The following is an 18500-nucleotide window of genomic DNA, read 5'->3' as shown; positions in this document are numbered from 1 at the left end:
GCAACCTTCATAATGTACATATAGGACAGTTTCCCTTGGCAAAAACCATGATCGACCTGAAAAATGCGGATCTGACCCTCGGCCAGGCCGCTGCGTCCGTTCATGTGCTCAAGGGAATGCAGCTTACGATCGATGCCGGCGAATCCGTCGGGATCGTCGGTCCGTCCGGATCGGGCAAATCGACGCTGCTGATGGTTCTGGCAGGGCTGGAGCGCCTGGATAGCGGTGAGATCATCATTGACGGCACGCCGCTGCATAATTTGAGCGAAGACCGGGTGGCGGAATTTCGCGGCCGCAATATCGGCATCGTCTTCCAGTCCTTCCATCTGATCCCCAACATGACGGCGCTGGAAAATGTCGCCGTGCCGCTCGAACTCGCCAATGTCCGCGATGCTTTCGAGATCGCGCGGCAGGAGTTGATCTCCGTCGGTCTTGGCGAGCGGCTGTCGCATTATCCCGGCCAGCTGTCGGGCGGCGAGCAGCAGCGCGTTGCCATCGCCCGGGCACTGGCGCCGTCGCCCAAGCTTCTGATCGCCGACGAACCGACCGGCAATCTCGATGGCGAAACCGGCAAGCAGGTTGCCGACCTGATCTTTTCCAAGCAAGTCGAGCGCGACATGACATTGGTTCTGGTGACCCATGACGCGTCGCTCGCCGCCCGCTGCTCGCGCCAGGTGCGCGTCCGCTCCGGCGAGATCGTCTCCGGGTCAGGGCATGAACAGCCCGCTGCCACGCCGCTGTCCAAGGCCGTGTCCGCATGAGGGCCGCTATATCCGGCCGTTTCCGTCTTGGTCTGGCCCTCCGTCTGGCGCTGCGCGAAATGCGCGGCGGCCTTCGGGGTTTTTACATTTTCCTCGCTTGCGTGGCGCTGGGAACGGCCGCCATTGCCGGGGTCAATTCCCTCTCGCAGTCGATCACCGGTTCGATCGCCAGCCAGGGCCGCGAGCTTCTGGCCGGCGATATCCGCTTCGAGCTCAACAACCGTGTCGCCACCGACGAGGAAAAAACGTTTATCGACAGCCTCGGTACGGTCGCCGTCTCATCCGGCCTACGCTCGATGGCCCGGCTGCCGGATGGCTCCAACCAGGCTTTAGTGGAGCTGAAAGCGGTCGATGCTGCCTATCCGCTTTATGGATCCTTGGAAAGCGAACCGGCGGTGCCGCTGGCCCAGGCGCTCGCTGAAAACAATGGTGTCTACGACGCGCTGGCCGCGCCGCTTTTGCTGGAGCGGCTTGGGCTTAAGGCCGGCGATGAAATTCTGCTCGGAACCGCCCGCATTCGCGTTGCCGGCACGATCGTGCGCGAGCCCGATGCGCTGTCCGACGGCTTTGGTTTTGCGCCGCGCCTGATGATCTCGAAGCAGGCGCTCGACGCGTCGGGACTGGTGCAGACGGGAAGCCTGGTGGAGCATACCTACAAGGTCAAGGTCGCAGATAGCACCAGCGTGCCCGCCTTGCGCAGGCAGGCGGAGGAAAAGTTTCCGCAGGCCGGATGGTCCATTCGCACCAGCCAGAATGCCGCTCCGGCGCTGACGGCCAACATCACCCGCTTTTCGCAGTTCCTCACACTGGTCGGCCTGACGGCGCTGATCGTCGGCGGTGTGGGCGTCGCCAATGCGGTGCGCGCCTATCTCGATTCCAAGCGCGGCGTCATTGCCACCTTCAAGTGCGTCGGCGCACCTGCCTCGATGGTCACCACGATCTATCTCATCCAGATCCTGTTGATCGCCTTCATCGGCATCGGCATCGGCCTTGTGCTCGGCGCGCTCATTCCGTTCATCGCGGCACAATTTCTGGCAGGCGTCCTGCCGGTTTCGACGGCGTTCCAGCTCTATCCGGGTGCGCTTGGCCTTGCTGCGGTGTTCGGCCTGTTGACGTCGCTTGCCTTCGCCATCCTGCCGCTCGGCCATGCCCGCGAAGTGCCGGCAACCGCGCTGTTTCGCGAGCAGGGGTTCGAGCGGGCCCGGCTGCCGTCCTGGCCCTATCTCGTGGCGGCGGCGATCTGCCTTGGCGCTCTTGCCGGTCTTGCGATCTTCACCGCCTATGACCGGACGATTTCGCTGATCTTCCTTGGCGCCATCGCCTTTTCCTTCGTCGTATTGCGCGGTGTCGCCATTCTGGTGGCGGCGCTTGCTCGCCGCGCGCCGCGCGTCAATTCGCCGGCGCTTCGGCTAGCCATCGGCAATATCCATCGGCCCGGCGCGCTCACCCCCTCGGTCGTCCTGTCGCTCGGCCTTGGCCTGGCGCTTCTGGTCACCTTGGCGCTGATCGACGGCAACCTGCGCCGCGAGCTGACCGGCAACCTGCCGGAACGGGCGCCGAATTTCTTCTTCGTCGATATCCAGGGCGCCGAGGTCGAGGGGTTCCGTAATCTTCTGCAGACAAGCCTGCCGGAGGGCAAGGTCATCGAAGTGCCGATGCTGCGCGGCCGTATCCTCGCCTTTAACGGTGAGGACGCCACCAAGATGAATGTGCCGCCTGCCGGTCAATGGGTGCTGCGCGGCGACCGCGGCATCACCTATGCCAAGAACCGGCCGGAAAATTCGACTTTGACCGAAGGCGACTGGTGGGCACCGGATTATACCGGCGAACCGCTGGTGTCGTTTTCGTCCGAAGAGGCTGGCGAACTTGGCCTGAAGATCGGCGATACCGTGACCGTCAGCGTGCTCGGCCGCAGCCTGACAGCGAAGATCGCCAATTTCCGCAAGGTCGAGTGGGAATCCCTGTCGATCAATTTCGTCATGGTGTTCTCGCCCAATACCTTTGCCGGCGCGCCGCATGCCTGGCTTGCCACGGTGATCGATCCGGGTGCGACGGCTGCAGAGGAGGCGGCGACGCTGAAGGCCGTCACCAATACCTATCCGACCATCACCAGTGTCCGGGTCAAGGATGCGCTCGATATCATCAATGTGCTGGTCGGCCAGCTGGCGACAGCCATCCGTGCCGCTGCCGCCGTGGCGCTGGTTGCCTCCATCCTGGTGCTGGCCGGAGCGCTTGCGGCGGGCAACCGGGCCCGTACCCATGATGCCGTGGTCTTGAAGACGCTGGGCGCTACACGCTCGACGCTGATCCGCGCCTTCTGCTACGAATACGCCATGCTTGGACTGTCGACGGCGATTTTCGCGCTGTTTGCCGGCGGGGTCGCGGCCTGGTTCGTGGTCAGTAACATCATGAAGCTTCCGTCCTCCTTCCTGCCCGATGTGGCGCTTGTCACCATGGCCGTCGCGCTGATCGTCACGGTCGGTTTCGGTCTGGCCGGCACCTGGCGGGTGCTTGGGCAGAAGGCTGCACCCGTCCTGCGCGAGCTGTGAAGGGCAGTTAACCGTTAACGCTACCCCTCGAAAGCCCGCAGAATCCGCATTTTGGCGGATTCTGCGGGCTGCCGGTCTTGTGCAAGTCGTATTTCGACATCATATTCCCTTTAGGCATGCTGGAGCCCCGCAGCGGCGCCTGGGTCAAGTGGCTGGCACCTTTAAAAAAGGGATGCGCCCTTACCGCCCGACACCGTAAACTTAACCGGGGCTTTTAAAGAGGAAACAATGGCTGATCTTAGAAACTACCAAACCCGAATGTCGCCTGCCGGCGCACAGGCGGGGGCCGTAATCGACGAAGGTCTGCGCACCTATATGCTCAAGGTGTACAACCTGATGGCCCTCGGTCTGGCGATCACCGGTATCGCGGCCTTCGCTGCGTTCCAGTTCGCTTTTGCAGACGGACAGCTGACAGCTTTCGGTCAGGCGATCTATGTGAGCCCGCTGAAGTGGGTTATCATGCTCGCGCCGCTGGCTCTGGTGTTCTACATGAGCTTCCGCATCAACTCGATGAGCGTATCCGCCGCGCAGACGACCTTCTGGGTCTATGCCGGTCTGATGGGTCTCTCGCTGTCGTCGATCTTCCTGATCTACACCGGCCAGAGCATCACCCAGACGTTCTTCGTCACGGCCGCTTCGTTCGGCGCCCTGTCGCTGTACGGCTACACCACCAAGCGTAGCCTGTCGGGCATGGGCTCGTTCCTGATGATGGGCCTGTTCGGCCTGATCATCGCCTCGATCGTCAACATCTTCCTCGCCTCCTCGGCGCTTGATTTTGCGATCTCGGCCATCGGTGTTCTGATCTTCGCAGGCCTCACCGCCTACGATACCCAGAAGATCAAGGAAATGTATTTTGAAGAAGACGGCGCCGAAGCCACTGGCCGCAAGGCTATCATGGGCGCGCTGACCCTCTATCTCGACTTCATCAACCTGTTCCTGTTCATGCTGCGTTTCCTCGGAAACAAAGAATAGTCCGGAACGGACATAGATCTGAAAAGGCGGCCTCGGCCGCCTTTTTTGTTGCCCAGTTTCTGCAAGCTGCACACTTGAATGCCTGAATGCGATATGGCAAACGGGATTATTCTTCCAGACAGGTTTGCCCATGTCCTTCACCCTGCGCGACGCGACCGCATCCGACATCCCGGCCATAACTGCAATCTACCGCGAATCGGTGCTGAACGGGGTGGCATCCTACGAAATGACGCCGCCGGACGAAGCCGAAATGGCCGCGCGCTTTTCTCTCATCACCGGCAATGGCTATCCTTATATCGCTGCTGTCGATGCGGGTGGTCTGCTGCTGGGCTATGCCTATGCTTCGGCATTCCGCACCCGCACCGCCTACCGTTTCCTGGTCGAGGATTCGATCTATCTGGCGCCGGAGGCGCGCGGGCAGGGTGTGGGCAAGGCGCTGCTTGCAGAACTCATCCAGCGCTGCACGCAACTCGGTTTCCGCCAGATGGTCGCCGTTATCGGCGCAGCGCATCCGGCCTCCGTCGCGGTTCACCGTGCTGCGGGATTCGAGCATGGCGGGCTGATGAGGGGCACGGGCTTCAAGCATGGCCGCTGGCTTGATACGATCATCATGCAATTGCCGCTCGGCGAAGGCCTGAAGAGCGATCCGGAGCCCGGCCTTTATCCCGATACGCTCTATCGCAGCTGATCAGCTCTTGATGACCTTGAGCATCTTGTCGAAGACTTTGAGAACCTGCTGCAGGTCATGGCCGCGTTTCAGAATCATGCCATGCGTGTTGACGACGCTGAAGGCGCCCTGTTTGGCTGACAGTTTCGGGTTCTTCTCAATCCTGAACAGCGGCATTTCCCCCGACCGCTTGAAAACCGAGAACACGGCCTTGTCGCGCAGATGGTCCATGGCATAATCGCGCCATTCGCCTTCGCCCACCATGCGGCCGTAGACCCTGAGGATCATATCGAGTTCGCGGCGGTGGAAGGTGATGGGGAGCTGGTCCTGATTGCTGCTGCGATATTCCTGCAGGTTAACAACCACATCGGATGATTTCTGCCTTTCGGAACGGGTCTCGCCTTGCGGCAAATCCGGCTGATCAGTCATCGGTACTCCGGCCTTTTTTTGTGACAGGACGGTTACAGTTTGCCTGACCTTGGGCGAAAAGCAAGCCGCAACGCCGCCCGCAATTGTGGGAGACTTTTTTCAGCGTGCCGCATTTCAAACAAATCGTCGCCCCAATTGACACGGAAACTCGCGCTCGTTGGTACTGGGAAGTCCTTCCCTGTGTCCGGCCTGCATGTCTGTTTGAGGATTTTTCTGCCTTGAGCGGTGCAGCAATGGAGCGGCAAGCGTCCTTCGGTCGCGGCTACTCCAGACGCCGTGTGGCTCGGGTGCTGCTTGCATCTGCAAAACATGGCCGGTTCGGTCCGGCATCTTCGAACCCTCAGCCCCAGCCCCTCGATGCTGCCGGGCCGAACCATATTGGCGTCAAAATCGCCCTGACCGTCAGTTGGCGGTCGTCTCTGCCATCACTGTCGTCGCTCCGACGATGGCGCCGGGCGTCTCGCTGTCCTTCATCTTCTGCAACAGCACGGCGCAGCCGCCATTTTCGCCTTCATTAAGGACAGAGGCCGGCAGAACAAAGTTGGCGGGCTTGCCATCCCACATGCCGATCGTCTGGATGTCGCGCACCGAGTGCCAGTAGGAAATCTTCTTGCCGCTGTTTTCGCCCTTCTGGACATCGACCAGCTTCTCGCGATTGAAATAGACGACGACGACATTGGCCTTGCCGGTACCGGCGCCGATCTTGATCGTCATCTCATCCTTGTTGACGCTGGCCGAGATCGGGACGGCAAGGCCTTTTCCGGCGGCATCCATCGATGAAAGCCGGTTGTTGATTCCGTCCAGATCCGCGCCATTGATATGATCGCGGCCATTGAGCACGGCCTGTGGCGTATAGACGCCGCTGCGGCCAAACATTCTGGCATAGGCATATTGCCGGGCGGTGTTGTCCTTGGAAGCCAGCGTATCGGCCCAGCCGAGATAGTTCCAGTAATCGACGTGATAGGACAGCGCCACGACCTTGCCATCGTCGATCAGCGTCTTCAAGGCAGCATCGGCGGGCGGGCACGACGAGCAGCCCTGGCTGGTGAACAGTTCAACGACGCCTGCCGGCTTGCCCGCGTCCTGCGCCACCGCCGGCATCGCCAGGAGGCCAAGGCCACAGGCGAGCATGATACGGCAAACGGTACTTGATGCGGACATCGGCACTTCCATGGCAAGGGCTTTCGGCATTGAACGGTCTGTATTTCACGGTGTTGTACAGGCGTACAGTCTCTGTCGGCCTCCTTCATACGCCGCTCCTCTTTCAACGGAAAATCACGTTGGAGTGAGGCCTGAGCAGCCGCGATCACAAAAAAGCCGGGGCTCGTGAAAGCCCCGGCTTCGTTCATATCAGCATCAAGGATGCATCAGGCCGCGAGATCACGCAGAACCGTCTGCAGAATGCCGCCATTGTTCATGTAGGTGACCTCATCGAGCGTATCGATGCGGCAGATCAGCGGAACATCCTTCACCGTACCGTCAGCATAGGTGATCTTGGCAACGCGCTTTTCGCGCGGCTGGACGTTGGACAGGCCATCGATCGTGACGCTCTCGTCGCCCTTCAGGCCAAGCGATTCCCAGGTCGTGCCTTCCTCGAAGACGAAGGGCACAATGCCCATGCCAACGAGGTTGGAGCGGTGGATACGCTCGAACGACTGGGCGATCACGGCCTTGACGCCAAGCAGGTTGGTGCCCTTGGCAGCCCAGTCACGCGACGAGCCGTTGCCATATTCGACACCGGCGAAGATGACCAGCGGAACGCCTTCGGCCTTGTACTGCATGGCCGCGTCATAGATCGACATCTCTTCCTTCGAAGGATAGTGGATCGTGTAGCCGCCTTCCTTGCCGTTCGGACCCATCATGTGGTTGCGGATGCGGATATTGGCGAATGTACCGCGCATCATCACTTCATGGTTGCCACGGCGCGTGCCGTACTGGTTGAAGTCGGCAACGCCGACGCCATGGCCGATCAGATAGGCACCGGCAGGCGATGCTGCCTTGATCGAACCGGCAGGCGAAATGTGGTCGGTGGTGATCTTGTCGCCGAACAGGCCAAGGACGCGGGCGCCCTTGATGTCGGAGATGCCAGAGCCGGTCTTGCCCATGCCGACGAAGTAGGGCGGGTTCTGGACATAGGTCGAGTTGTCGTCCCAGGCATAGGTCTGGCCGGCCGGAACCTGAACCGCCTGCCAGTTGGCATCGCCCTTGAACACGTCGGCATATTTCGATGCGTAGAGTGCACGGGTGACGTATTTCAGGATATATTCCTGGATCTCCTGCGAGGTCGGCCAGACGTCCTTGAGGAACACGGGCTGTCCATCGCTGCCGATGCCGAGCGGCTCGGTGGTCAGGTCCTTCTGCACCGTACCGGCGAGCGCATAAGCCACGACCAGCGGCGGCGAAGCCAGGTAGTTGGCCTGAACGTCCGGAGAGATGCGGCCCTCGAAGTTGCGGTTGCCCGAGAGAACGCCGGACATGATCAGGCCCTTCTCGTTGATCGTCTTGGAGATCGGCGCCGGCAGCGGGCCGGAATTGCCGATGCAGGTCGTGCAGCCGAAGCCGACGAGGTTGAAGCCCAGGGCATCCAGCGAATCCTGCAGGCCGGATTTCGACAGGTATTCGCCGACAACCTGGCTTCCCGGTGCAAGCGATGTCTTGACCCAAGGCGCGGTCTTCAGGCCCTTGGCGACGGCGTTGCGGGCGAGAAGGCCGGCAGCGATCAGAACGCTAGGGTTGGACGTATTGGTGCAGGAGGTGATGGCGGCAATCGCCACGTCGCCGTGACCGATGTCGTAATCCGCGCCTTCGACAGCATAGCGCATGTCGAGCTGGCCCGGCTTCTTGTATTCGCCTTCGAGCGAACCGGCAAAACCGGATGCGATGTTTTCGAGCGGGATGCGGCCTTCCGGACGCTTCGGGCCGGCCATGGCAGGCACAACCTGGCCGAGGTCGAGTTCGAGCGTGTCGGTGAAGACCAGATCGGCGCCGTCATTGTCGCGCCACATGCCTTGCGCCTTGGAATAGGCTTCGACCAGCGCGATGCGCTGTTCTTCGCGGCCGGACATGGTGAGGTAGTTGATGGTTTCGGAATCGACCGGGAAGAAGCCGCAGGTCGCGCCATATTCCGGGCCCATATTGCCGATCGTCGCGCGGTCGGCCAGCGTCATGTTGTCGAGGCCGGAACCGAAGAATTCGACGAACTTGGAAACCACGCCCTTCTTGCGCAGCATCTGCACGACCATCAGCACGAGGTCGGTCGCGGTGACGCCTTCCTTCAGCTTGCCGGTCAGCTTGAAGCCGATGACTTCAGGCAGAAGCATGGACACGGGCTGGCCAAGCATGGCCGCTTCGGCCTCGATGCCGCCGACGCCCCAGCCGAGAACGCCGAGACCATTGATCATGGTCGTGTGGCTGTCGGTGCCGACGCAGGTATCGGGATAGGCGGTGATTTCACCGTCTTCTTCCTTGGTCCAGACCGTCTGGCCGAGATATTCAAGATTGACCTGGTGACAGATACCGGTGCCGGGCGGGACCACGCGGAAATTCTTGAACGCCTGCTGGCCCCATTTCAGAAAGCGGTAGCGCTCGCCGTTGCGCTCGTATTCGAGCTCGACATTGCGGGCAAAGGCGGTCGGCGTACCGAATTCATCAACGATGACCGAATGGTCGATGACGAGATCGACCGGAACCAGCGGGTTGATCTTTTCCGGGTCGCCGCCGAGCGAGACCATCGCGTCGCGCATCGCAGCCAGATCGACGACGGCGGGAACGCCGGTGAAGTCCTGCATCAGCACGCGGGCCGGGCGATAGGCGATTTCGTTTTCTTCGCGGCCCTTGTTGTTGAGCCATTCGGCGACGGCCAGGATATTTTCCTTGGTGACCGAGCGGCCGTCTTCGAAGCGCAGGAGGTTCTCAAGCAGAACCTTCATCGAATAGGGCAGCTTTGAAACGCCGGCGAGGCCGTTTTCTTCTGCCTTCGGCAGGCTGTAATAGACATAGTCTACGCCATTGACCGAGAGCGTCGACCGACAATTGAAACTGTCTAGGGATTTGGACACTGGAATACCCCGTTCCGTTAGATCGCCAAAACGTGACGCACGAACGCCCGAACGCATTTAAAGCGCGATATGGGATGCGGGTACGGCCATTTCCGCTGTCCGTACGTGGAAATCATTCCATGTTCGGCGCTAGGATGAAATTCACGCCGACCGCTGGCGTGTTGGGGCGGTTATAGATAATTTCTCCGGAACGTGCCAGACCATCCGTCCTCAATTTGAGACAATTTTTTTGCACTGCGACGAACGTCGTAAAAGGAATGTGAATGCCGATCCGCCTGCGTGTCGAAGGCCTCAGTGCGAAACGGGGCGAGGACCTGATTTTCCACGATATTTCGTTCGTTCTTGAAGCGGGGGAAGCCTTGATCGTCACCGGTCCGAACGGGTCCGGCAAATCGACTTTACTGCGCGTGCTGGCGGGACTTTTGACGCCGGAATCCGGCAGCGTCCGGCTGGACGATACATCCGCCGACATTGGCCATCCGCGCGAGCTCTGCCATTATCTCGGCCACCGCAATGCGATGAAGCGCGAGCTGACCGTTGCCGAAAATCTCTCCTTCTGGAAATCCTTCATGGGTGATTCGCCCAGTGGGTCCGGCATCGGCATCGAAGAGGCAACGGAAGCCCTCGGTCTCGGTGGAATTTCGCATCTGCCTTTCGGCTATCTCTCGGCCGGACAGCAGCGCCGCATCGCCATGGCCAAGCTCCTGGTCGCCCACCGGCCGGTCTGGATCCTCGACGAACCGACGGCAGCGCTGGATGCGGCGGCGGACCGGATGTTTGCCGGACTGGTGGAGCGGCATTTGAGCGCTGGCGGTATCGCGGTCGCGGCGACGCATCAGCCATTGGGGGTGGATGCGCGGGAATTGCGGATGACGGGGTTTGCGGGCGTATTTGAGGAGGTATCGTCCTGATGCCGTGGACATTCTTCCGTGTGGTTCCCCCTCATCCGGCCCTCCGGGCCACCTTCTCCCCGCTGGGGAGAAGAGGGAGCGCGCTGCGGCTGCGTCGATCCCAGCCAACTATCGAGACTAGAGTGTTTCATGTGGCGAGGTGTTCGCCACAAGCTACCTCTTCTCCCCAACGGGGAGAAGGTGGCCCGAAGGGTCGGATGAGGGGGTTTTCACCAAGCATTCGGGGAGTCCCGCTATGATCTCCCTCTTCCTGCGCGATCTCAAACTCTCCGTCAGGGCCGGTGGCGGCGCGTTGATCGGTGTGTTGTTTTTCATGACCGTCGTTGCCGTCGTGCCGTTTGCCGTGGGTCCGGATCTCAATCTTCTGTCCCGCATCGGGCCGGCGATCCTCTGGATCGGGGCGCTGCTTGCCTCGCTGCTGGGTCTCGACCGGCTGTTTCAGGCGGAGCGGGAAGATGGGTCGCTGGATTTGATGCTGATGCAGGAAGCGCCGCTGGTGTTGACGGTGCTGGTCAAATGCCTGGCGCACTGGACGGCGACCGGGTTGCCGCTGGTGATTGCCGCGCCTCTGCTCGGGTTGTTCATGAATATGAGCGAAGTGGCCATCGGTGCGACGATGCTGACGCTGCTGGTGGGCACGCCGGCCATCACCTTTATCGGCGCTGCCGGGGCTGCGGTTGCGGTAACGCTGCCGCGCGGTGGATTGCTGGTGTCGATCCTGGTCCTGCCGCTGGCCATCCCGGTGCTGATCTTCGGCGTCAGCGCCGCCTATGCCGCAGTCCAGGACCCGGCGCCGTTTTTGCCGCCGCTGATGATCCTGTTGGCCATCACGCTGTTCTTTGCCGTCATCGGTCCGCTGGCGGCGGCGTTGGCGCTCCGCGCGGCATCGGATTAGAAGGGTGCCAGGGTGGTCTTCGCGTGCCATTTCAACGCGTGACGCTCTGACGCAAATGTGATTGTAGCCCCTTCATTGAAGAGAAGCCGTTTCAGCGTTAAAGAACCATCATGAGCGAAAACAGTTTGGCCATCCGAAAATTCAGCGATCTTGCCAATCCGACCCGGTTTCTGGCCTTGGCGGCCCGCGTCTTGCCGTGGTTTGCCGGGGTGACGGTGCTGTTGTTCGCTGCCGGGCTCTATCTGTCCTTCACCACCGAGGGCGATTACCAGCAGGGCGAGACAGTGCGCATCATGTATGTGCATGTGCCGTCCGCCTGGCTGTCGATGATGTGCTACACGGTCATGGCGGTCTCGGCGCTCGGCACGCTGGTCTGGCGCCATCCGCTGGCCGATGTCGCTGCCCGTGCCGCTGCCCCGATCGGCGCGTCCTTCACGTTCCTGGCCCTGGTGACCGGTTCGCTCTGGGGCAAGCCGATGTGGGGCACATGGTGGGTCTGGGATGCGCGGCTGACCTCGGTCTTCGTGCTGTTCCTCATGTATCTCGGGCTAATCGCGCTCAACCGCGCCATGGACGAGCCCGGCAAGGCAGCCAAGGTGTCCGCCATTCTGATCCTCGTCGGCTTCGTCAATATTCCGATCATCAAGTTCTCCGTCGAATGGTGGAACACGCTGCATCAGCCGGCCAGCGTGCTGAGGCTCGGCGGCTCGGCGATCGATCCGGAATTTTTGCGGCCGCTGCTCGTCATGGCGGTTGCCTTCACCATGCTGTTCTTCACCCTGCATATTGCCGCCATGCGCAACGAGATCTGGCGCCGCCGGGTGACCTCGATGCGCCGCCAGGCCGCGCGCAGCACCGGCCGGGAGGTCTGAGCCGATGATGACCCACACAGCCTATGTTCTTGCCAGCTACGGCGTTGCAGCGGTCACCGTGCTTGCCCTCGTACTCTGGGTCTGGAGCGACGGGCGGGCGCGGCGCCGAGAGTTGCAGGCGCTCGACGCCGTCGGTATCCGCCGCCGCTCGGCGCAGGCCGGAGACGCGCCGTGAGCATCGAGACCCCCGCCACTGCGGACAGCAACCGGCCGGGCAAGGTGCGTATCGTCCTTGCGCTCTTGCCGCTTTTGATCTTTGCCGGGCTCGCCGTGATCTTCTGGTCCCAGCTGGATTCCGGCCGCAGTATCAGCGAAATCCCCTCGGCATTGATCGGCACCAAGGCGCCCTCCCTGGACATGCCGCCGCTTGAGGGCGCGACGTTCAAGGGCGCCGACATGCCGGCGCTGACCGATGCCGCGATCAAGGGCAAGCTGACGCTGGTCAATGTCTGGGCATCCTGGTGCGTGCCCTGCCGCGAGGAAAACCCGATCATCCTGGAGCTGGCGAAGGATCCGCGGCTGACCGTGGTCGGGATCAATTACAAGGACCAGACCGGAAATGCGCTGCGGTTCCTCGGTGAACTCGGCAATCCCTTCTCCGCCGTCGGCGTCGATTCGCGCGGCAAGGCGGCGATCGACTGGGGCGTTTACGGCATCCCGGAATCCTACCTCGTCGATGCCTCCGGCACAATCGTCTACAAACGGGTCGGGCCGTTCGATGATCGCAGCCTGAAGGAAGGTCTCTATCCGGCGATCGAAAAGGCAGTGGCTGGAAAGTAGGCGACCGGGCGGCGTCACGCCGTCAATTTCGTGTGTCGGATAGCCTTGTTTTTCCGTCATCCCACGGCAGGCATGGAATAGAGGATTGCCTACACCCCAGGCACGTCGAACACCTCGCCGGCCCGCAGCGCCCGGAATCGTTCCGGCGCGATGCCCTGATCCTTCAACGCCACTTCCAGCGCTTCTACCGGCGCCTCGATCCCCTCATTGGTCAGCTGCACCGTGCCGAAATGGTGGCCGGCCGCGTAGGCGGCGTTGCAGAGCTGCATTCCGTTGACGGCTTCCTGCGGGTTCTGGTGCTGGGCTTTCATGAACCAGCGCGGCTCATAGGCGCCGATCGGCAGGTTGGCGAGGCGGAACGCGCCGTGTTTTTCTGCCGCCGCCCGGTAGTTGATGCCGTCGTGAAAGCCGGTATCGCCGATATGGTAGATCTTTCCCGATGGCGTCGAGATCACGAAGGCGGCCCAGAGCGCCATGCGGCGGTCGCGGGCGGTGCGTGCCGACCAGTGATGGCAGGGTTCGCAGTCGATGGTGACGCCGTCCCAGAAGGAGATTTGCTCGCCCCAGTCCATGTCGGAAATCTTGGCGCCGGGAATGGCGCGGTGGATGATCGTGTCGTTGCCGAGCGGGGTGATGATGTGGGGGCTGTGCGCCTCCTGCAGGCGCTTGAGGGTAGCAAGGTCGAGATGGTCGTAGTGATTGTGGGTGACGAGAACGATATCGATGGGCGGCAGGTCATCAAAGGCAATGCCCGGCGCGACCACGCGCTGTGGACCCGCAAAGGAAAACGGGCTGGTGCGTTTCGACCAGACCGGATCGGTCAGGATGTTGAGCCCGGTGACCTGGATCAAGAGTGTCGCATGTCCAACCATCGTCACGCGCAAGGACTGGCCGCCGGCGCGATCATCGGGCTTTGCCTGCGGGAACGGGCTTTTGATCGTCTTTGGCCAGGCCATGCGGCCACCGCCGAACTGCCAGCGCAGCAGTTCGCGAAAGCCAAGCGGCGCCTCGCCCTGCGGGTTGAAGAAATGGGTGCCGTCGAAATGACCGGAGACGGGGCCGGTATAGTAAGGATTTCTGGTCTGGCTCACTGCGGCTCTTTCATCGCACCTGGTTCGCGCATTAAGGTGGGGACCAGCGGCGGCATGTTCAATCCATTTCAAATAGTCTCGATCCTGTTGAGACTATTTTGTGCGCGAAGATACCATGCGAAATGCATAAGGCTCTCAAGCTCACGACGTTGACCACTCAAGGTAGCGAGATGAGTAGGAAACGCGCGGACACCCTCTGCCGCAAAGTCGTAGTCGGAGAGCAGCGCTGAAAACTGATCCAAAGCGATCGATGCGGATAAAACAACTTTTTCCTGCCACGATGATGGCTTGGACAGGGCTGCAGATGTATCTACCTCAATCCAATAGCATTCACATATGCCCCCATCCGGCAGCCAGAATTGTAATTGCCCGCCAATGTTGACTAGATCCGCTTTTTGGGCGGCATCGATAACATGCGGGATGTCATGAACGCGCCAAGCGTATTCATTCCCTCTTTTGGTCGATAACCGAAGCGTTTCTTTCGGGAGATGGAGTTCGGCATCCAGCATCATGGTTCCTTCGCGCTTTCGGGAAGCAAGTCGAAATTGCCGCCTCGCCTTGACTTTCCCGGCCAGATCGTGTTTACCGCCCGCAATCTGCGACAAGAACAAGACTTGTAGCCACCGACCCGGACCCCTTGCGGAGATCCCGGAGGTCAACACCCGACAGCGCGTTGCGCCCTCGGGTGCTTTTTGGCTTTGCGTCTTGTTTTCGTCAAGGAAAAGCACAACGTTTCGGGCATCCGCGTAAAACCAGACGCCATGAAACGACAAGGATGAAGCGATGTTTGAAAGTCTCCAGGACCGCCTTGGATCAATCCTGAATGGATTGACCGGCCGTGGCGCGCTATCGGAAGCCGATGTCTCGGCGGCCCTGCGCGAGGTTCGCCGTGCGCTCCTGGAAGCCGACGTCGCGCTGGAAGTCGTTCGTTCCTTCACCGACAAGGTGCGCGAAAAGGCCGTCGGCGCCGAAATCCTGAAGTCGATCAAGCCCGGCCAGATGGTCGTCAAGATCGTCCATGACGAGCTGATCAACATGCTCGGCTCCGAAGGCGTGCCGATCGATCTGAATGCCGCTGCCCCCGTCGTGATCATGATGGTCGGTCTGCAGGGCTCGGGCAAGACGACGACGACAGGCAAGATCGCGCTTCGTTTGAAGACACGGGACAAGAAGAAGGTCCTGATGGCGTCGCTCGACACGCGCCGTCCGGCCGCGCAGGAGCAGCTGCGCCAGCTCGGCGTCCAGACCGGCGTCGATACGCTGGCGATCATTGCCGGCCAGTCGCCGACCGATATTGCCGCGCGCGCCGTGCAGGCTGCCAAGCTCGGCGGCCATGACATCGTCATCCTCGACACCGCCGGCCGTACCCATATCGACGAGCCGCTGATGCTCGAGATGGCCGAGATCAAGCGCCGCTCCAATCCGCACGAAATCCTGCTCGTCGCCGATGCGCTGACCGGCCAGGACGCCGTCAATCTCGCCCGCAATTTCGACGAGCGCGTCGGCATTACCGGCCTTGTGCTCACCCGCATGGACGGCGACGGCCGTGGCGGTGCGGCGCTTTCGATGCGTGCCGTCACCGGCAAGCCGATCAAGCTGATCGGTGTCGGCGAAAAGATGGCGGAGCTTGAAGAGTTTCACCCGCGCCGCGTTGCCGACCGTATCCTCGGCATGGGCGATATCGTCTCGCTCGTCGAGAAGGCTGCCGAAAACATCGATGCCGAGAAGGCGGCGGCCATGGCCGCCAAGATGAAGACCGGCAAGTTCGATCTGAACGATCTCGCCGATCAGCTCGGCCAGATGCAGAAGATGGGCGGCATGGGCGGCATCATGGGCATGATGCCCGGCATGGCCGGCATGAAGGACAAGATGGCCTCTGCCGGTCTCGACGACCGCATGTTCGGCCGCCAGCTCGCCATCATCTCCTCGATGACCAAGGCCGAGCGCGCCAATCCGGATATTTTGAAGCATTCCCGCAAGAAGCGCATCGCGGCCGGTTCCGGTACCGATGCGGCCGAAATCAACAAGCTTTTGAAAATGCACCGCCAGATGGCCGACATGATGAAAATGATGGGCGGCAAGGGCAAGGGCGGCATGATGAAGCAGATGATGGGCGGTCTTGCCGGCAAGATGGGTCTTGGAGGCATGGGCGGCCTTGGGGGCGGAATGGGCGGCATGCCTGATCTGTCGAAGATGGACCCCAAGCAGCTCGAAGCCCTGCAGAAGCAGGCGGAGGCCGCTGGCCTCGGCAAGGGCGGCATGCCTGGGATGGGCGGTGGCGGTCTGCCCGGTTTGGGCGGCGGCATGAAGCTGCCCGGTCTTGGTGGCGGGTTCCCGGGGCTTCCCGGCCTGCCGAAGAAAAAGTGAGGACTGGAGCCTAATGATTGATCCAGCAGTCAAACAGGAACTCTCGGGCTATCGCCAGTCGATCGACAATATCGACGCGGCGCTCGTCCACATGCTGGCCGAACGCTTCCGCTGCACCAAGGCAGTGGGCGTGTTGAAGGCCAAATACAATTTGCCGCCGGCAGACCCGGCGCGCGAGGAATACCAGATCGAACGCCTGCGCCATCTGGCGCGGGATGCCAATCTGGATCCGGATTTCGCGGAGAAGTTCCTGAACTTCATTATCCACGAAGTCATCCGGCATCATGAAGCCATCGCTGCCGATCTCAAGGATTGATCAGCTTTAACGCATACACAAAAAACACCGTCCCAGACGGTTTGATATCTCAAGGAGTACATGACATGGCACTGAAAATTCGTCTCGCCCGCGGTGGTTCCAAGAAGCGCCCGTTCTACCAGATCGTTATCGCTGACGTGCGTTCGCCGCGCGACGGCCGTTTCCTGGAAAAGGTCGGCTCGTGGAACCCGATGCTCAAGAAGGACGACGCAAAGCGCGTTGAACTGAACGTCGAGCGCATCCAGTATTGGATCTCGAACGGCGCGCTGCCGACCGACCGCGTCCTGCGCTTCCTCAACGAAGCCGGCATCGCAACCCGCGAAGCACGCGTCAACCCAACCAAGGGCCTGCCGGGCAAGAAGGCTGTCGAGCGCATCGCCGAAGCCAAGCAGAAGGCTGAAGACGCAGCCGCCGCCGCTGCCGAATAAGCCTGGCGATAGCCAATTTCTGAAGCGGGCGGCGTTTTCATGCCGCCCGTTTTCGTTTATGCGAAGGGCATGATCTGGAGAACGACCCGGCAATGAGCAAACTCAAAAATCCTGTCCATATGGGAACGATCGGCGGCGCTCAGGGTCTGCGCGGCGAAGTGCGCGTCAAGTCGTTTGCAGAAGAGCCGACGGCAATCGGTGATTATGGTCATCTGCATGCTGAAGACGGGCGTACGTTCGAGGTCTTGGAAGTGCGCGAGGCGAAGAATGTCGTCGTCGTGCGGTTTCGCGGCGTCAACGACCGCAATGCCGCCGAAGCGCTGAACGGGCTCGAGCTTTATGTCGAGCGCGACAACCTGCCGGATGACGATCTGGACGAGGACGAATTCTTCTATGCCGATCTGGAGGGCCTGGAGGCGCTCGATGCCGACGGCAAGAGCTATGGCACTGTGACCGGCGTATTCGACTTTGGCGCTGGCGATCTCCTGGAGCTGAAAGGGCCCGGCAAGCGGCCGGTGCTCATTCCGTTTACCGAATGGTCGGTGCTGGAAATCGATCTGGAAGCCGGCACGATGCTGGTCGATCCGCTTGCCGCCGGCCTGACCGAAGACAAGGACGAGGATCCGACCAAGCAGTTCAAGCCGAAGGCGAAGTAAGAATTGCCCTTCCACGCCACCATCCTGACGCTCTATCCGGACATGTTCCCGGGGCATCTCGGCCAGTCGCTGTCCGGCAAGGCGCTCGAGCGTGGTCAATGGGCGATCGATACGCTGCAGATCCGCGATTTTGCCGCAGACAAGCACCGCACCGTCGATGATACGCCGGCCGGTGGCGGCGCGGGCATGGTGCTTCGGGCCGATATTCTGGCAAAAGCGATCGATCACGCGTCGGATGGCGATAACCGTCCCCGGCTGCTGATGAGCCCGCGCGGCAAACCGCTGACGCAGGAACGCGTTCGCGAACTGGCGGCCGGTCCCGGCGCCATCATCGTCTGCGGGCGGTTCGAAGGTGTGGATCAGCGGGTCATCGACGGGCGGGAACTCGAAGAGGTTTCGATCGGCGACTATATTCTCTCCGGCGGCGAACCGGCGGCGCTGATCCTGCTCGACGCCATCGTGCGAATTTTACCGGGTGTCATGGGCAACGATCTCTCCGGCGTGCACGAGAGTTTCGAGGGCGGATTGCTGGAGCATCCGCATTATACCCGGCCGCAGGTCTTCGAAGGTGAGGAGATCCCGGCGGTGCTCACCTCCGGCCATCATGGCGACATCGCCAAATGGCGCGAGGGGGAAGCACGACGGTTGACGGCGCAGCGCCGGCCGGACCTCCTGCGCAAATAGCGTCCGGCTGTCCCTTTCCCGGTCACAATGGGCGCTGCCTGCGGATTTGGATTTTTGCCCGGAA

At 61.3% G+C, this 18500-nt stretch carries 19 protein-coding genes; 14 read left to right on the top strand and 5 right to left on the bottom strand.

The annotated features are described in order from the left end of the window. Nucleotides 1-35 precede the first annotated feature (35 nt). From ASD32_RS13190 to ASD32_RS13175, 4 genes are all read left to right on the top strand, one after another. Entirely contained in the window at nt 36-761 is a 726-nt protein-coding gene (locus ASD32_RS13190) for an ABC transporter ATP-binding protein (RefSeq protein WP_060638489.1), read from the top strand. Continuing rightward, nucleotides 758-3310, top strand: coding sequence for an ABC transporter permease (locus tag ASD32_RS13185; RefSeq protein ID WP_060638488.1), 2553 nt, complete (start codon nt 758-760; stop codon nt 3308-3310). Before ASD32_RS13190 ends, ASD32_RS13185 begins: the two co-directional genes overlap by 4 nt. A gap of 228 nt (nt 3311-3538) precedes the next feature. Further along, a complete protein-coding gene (locus ASD32_RS13180; protein WP_060638487.1) occupies nt 3539-4282 on the top strand; it encodes a Bax inhibitor-1/YccA family protein in 744 nt (247 codons plus the stop codon). Nucleotides 4283-4412: 130 nt separating this feature from the next. Beyond that, nucleotides 4413-4970 (top strand): GNAT family N-acetyltransferase, encoded by a 558-nt coding sequence (locus tag ASD32_RS13175; RefSeq protein ID WP_060638486.1) that lies wholly within the window; start codon nt 4413-4415, stop codon nt 4968-4970. On the opposite strand, the gene ASD32_RS13170 is transcribed toward ASD32_RS13175, so the two are convergent. From ASD32_RS13170 to acnA, 3 genes are all read right to left on the bottom strand, one after another. After that, entirely contained in the window at nt 4971-5378 is a 408-nt protein-coding gene (locus ASD32_RS13170; RefSeq protein ID WP_060638485.1) for a DUF2794 domain-containing protein, read from the bottom strand. It abuts the gene before it with no gap. Between the two features lie 402 nt (nt 5379-5780). Continuing rightward, nucleotides 5781-6539 carry a thioredoxin family protein gene (locus ASD32_RS13165; RefSeq protein ID WP_060638650.1) on the bottom strand — a complete coding sequence of 253 codons (759 nt, stop codon included), beginning with the start codon at nt 6537-6539 and terminating at the stop codon, nt 5781-5783. 206 nt (nt 6540-6745) lie between these two features. Then, complete coding sequence (acnA, locus tag ASD32_RS13160; protein WP_060638484.1) at nt 6746-9436, bottom strand: aconitate hydratase AcnA; 2691 nt, start codon at nt 9434-9436, stop codon at nt 6746-6748. Nucleotides 9437-9705: 269 nt separating this feature from the next. Here acnA and ccmA point away from each other — a divergent pair, with 269 nt between their 5' ends. The 5 genes from ccmA to ASD32_RS13135 all read left to right on the top strand — a co-directional run bounded on the left by ccmA (nt 9706) and on the right by ASD32_RS13135 (nt 12894). After that, entirely contained in the window at nt 9706-10347 is a 642-nt protein-coding gene (gene ccmA, locus ASD32_RS13155) for a heme ABC exporter ATP-binding protein CcmA (RefSeq protein WP_060638649.1), read from the top strand. Nucleotides 10348-10582: 235 nt separating this feature from the next. Next, a complete protein-coding gene (ccmB, locus tag ASD32_RS13150) occupies nt 10583-11242 on the top strand; it encodes a heme exporter protein CcmB (protein ID WP_060638483.1) in 660 nt (219 codons plus the stop codon). Nucleotides 11243-11352: 110 nt separating this feature from the next. Beyond that, on the top strand, nt 11353-12114 hold the full coding sequence (locus ASD32_RS13145) for a heme ABC transporter permease (protein WP_060638482.1): 762 nt from the start codon (nt 11353-11355) through the stop codon (nt 12112-12114). A 4-nt stretch (nt 12115-12118) separates the two neighbouring features. After that, nucleotides 12119-12289, top strand: a complete 171-nt coding sequence (gene ccmD / locus ASD32_RS13140) for a heme exporter protein CcmD (protein WP_200953596.1) — start codon at nt 12119-12121, stop codon at nt 12287-12289. A gap of 2 nt (nt 12290-12291) precedes the next feature. Further along, nucleotides 12292-12894 carry a DsbE family thiol:disulfide interchange protein gene (locus tag ASD32_RS13135; RefSeq protein WP_060638647.1) on the top strand — a complete coding sequence of 201 codons (603 nt, stop codon included), beginning with the start codon at nt 12292-12294 and terminating at the stop codon, nt 12892-12894. An 89-nt stretch (nt 12895-12983) separates the two neighbouring features. On the opposite strand, the gene ASD32_RS13130 is transcribed toward ASD32_RS13135, so the two are convergent. Together ASD32_RS13130 and ASD32_RS28995 are read right to left on the bottom strand one after the other, a co-directional pair. Continuing rightward, nucleotides 12984-13985: an MBL fold metallo-hydrolase gene (locus ASD32_RS13130; protein ID WP_060638481.1), complete on the bottom strand. Its 1002-nt coding sequence runs from the start codon at nt 13983-13985 to the stop codon at nt 12984-12986. A gap of 68 nt (nt 13986-14053) precedes the next feature. Then, nucleotides 14054-14596 carry a hypothetical protein gene (locus ASD32_RS28995; RefSeq protein ID WP_210171107.1) on the bottom strand — a complete coding sequence of 181 codons (543 nt, stop codon included), beginning with the start codon at nt 14594-14596 and terminating at the stop codon, nt 14054-14056. Between the two features lie 172 nt (nt 14597-14768). Here ASD32_RS28995 and ffh point away from each other — a divergent pair, with 172 nt between their 5' ends. The 5 genes from ffh to trmD all read left to right on the top strand — a co-directional run bounded on the left by ffh (nt 14769) and on the right by trmD (nt 18436). Beyond that, nucleotides 14769-16352 carry a signal recognition particle protein gene (gene ffh, locus ASD32_RS13120; RefSeq protein ID WP_060638479.1) on the top strand — a complete coding sequence of 528 codons (1584 nt, stop codon included), beginning with the start codon at nt 14769-14771 and terminating at the stop codon, nt 16350-16352. A gap of 13 nt (nt 16353-16365) precedes the next feature. Then, nucleotides 16366-16668 (top strand): chorismate mutase, encoded by a 303-nt coding sequence (locus ASD32_RS13115; protein WP_037097220.1) that lies wholly within the window; start codon nt 16366-16368, stop codon nt 16666-16668. A gap of 65 nt (nt 16669-16733) precedes the next feature. After that, nucleotides 16734-17096, top strand: a complete 363-nt coding sequence (gene rpsP / locus ASD32_RS13110; protein WP_060638478.1) for a 30S ribosomal protein S16 — start codon at nt 16734-16736, stop codon at nt 17094-17096. Nucleotides 17097-17188: 92 nt separating this feature from the next. After that, nucleotides 17189-17752: a ribosome maturation factor RimM gene (gene rimM / locus ASD32_RS13105; protein WP_060638477.1), complete on the top strand. Its 564-nt coding sequence runs from the start codon at nt 17189-17191 to the stop codon at nt 17750-17752. A gap of 3 nt (nt 17753-17755) precedes the next feature. Continuing rightward, on the top strand, nt 17756-18436 hold the full coding sequence (gene trmD, locus ASD32_RS13100) for a tRNA (guanosine(37)-N1)-methyltransferase TrmD (RefSeq protein WP_060638476.1): 681 nt from the start codon (nt 17756-17758) through the stop codon (nt 18434-18436). The last annotated feature ends 64 nt before the right edge of the window (nt 18437-18500 follow it).

The sequence above is a fragment of the Rhizobium sp. Root483D2 genome (genome assembly GCF_001426685.1).
GTDB lineage: Bacteria > Pseudomonadota > Alphaproteobacteria > Rhizobiales > Rhizobiaceae > Pararhizobium > Pararhizobium qamdonense.
Note: the sequence above shows the minus strand (reverse complement) of the source record. Positions and strands in the feature narration are given on the sequence as shown.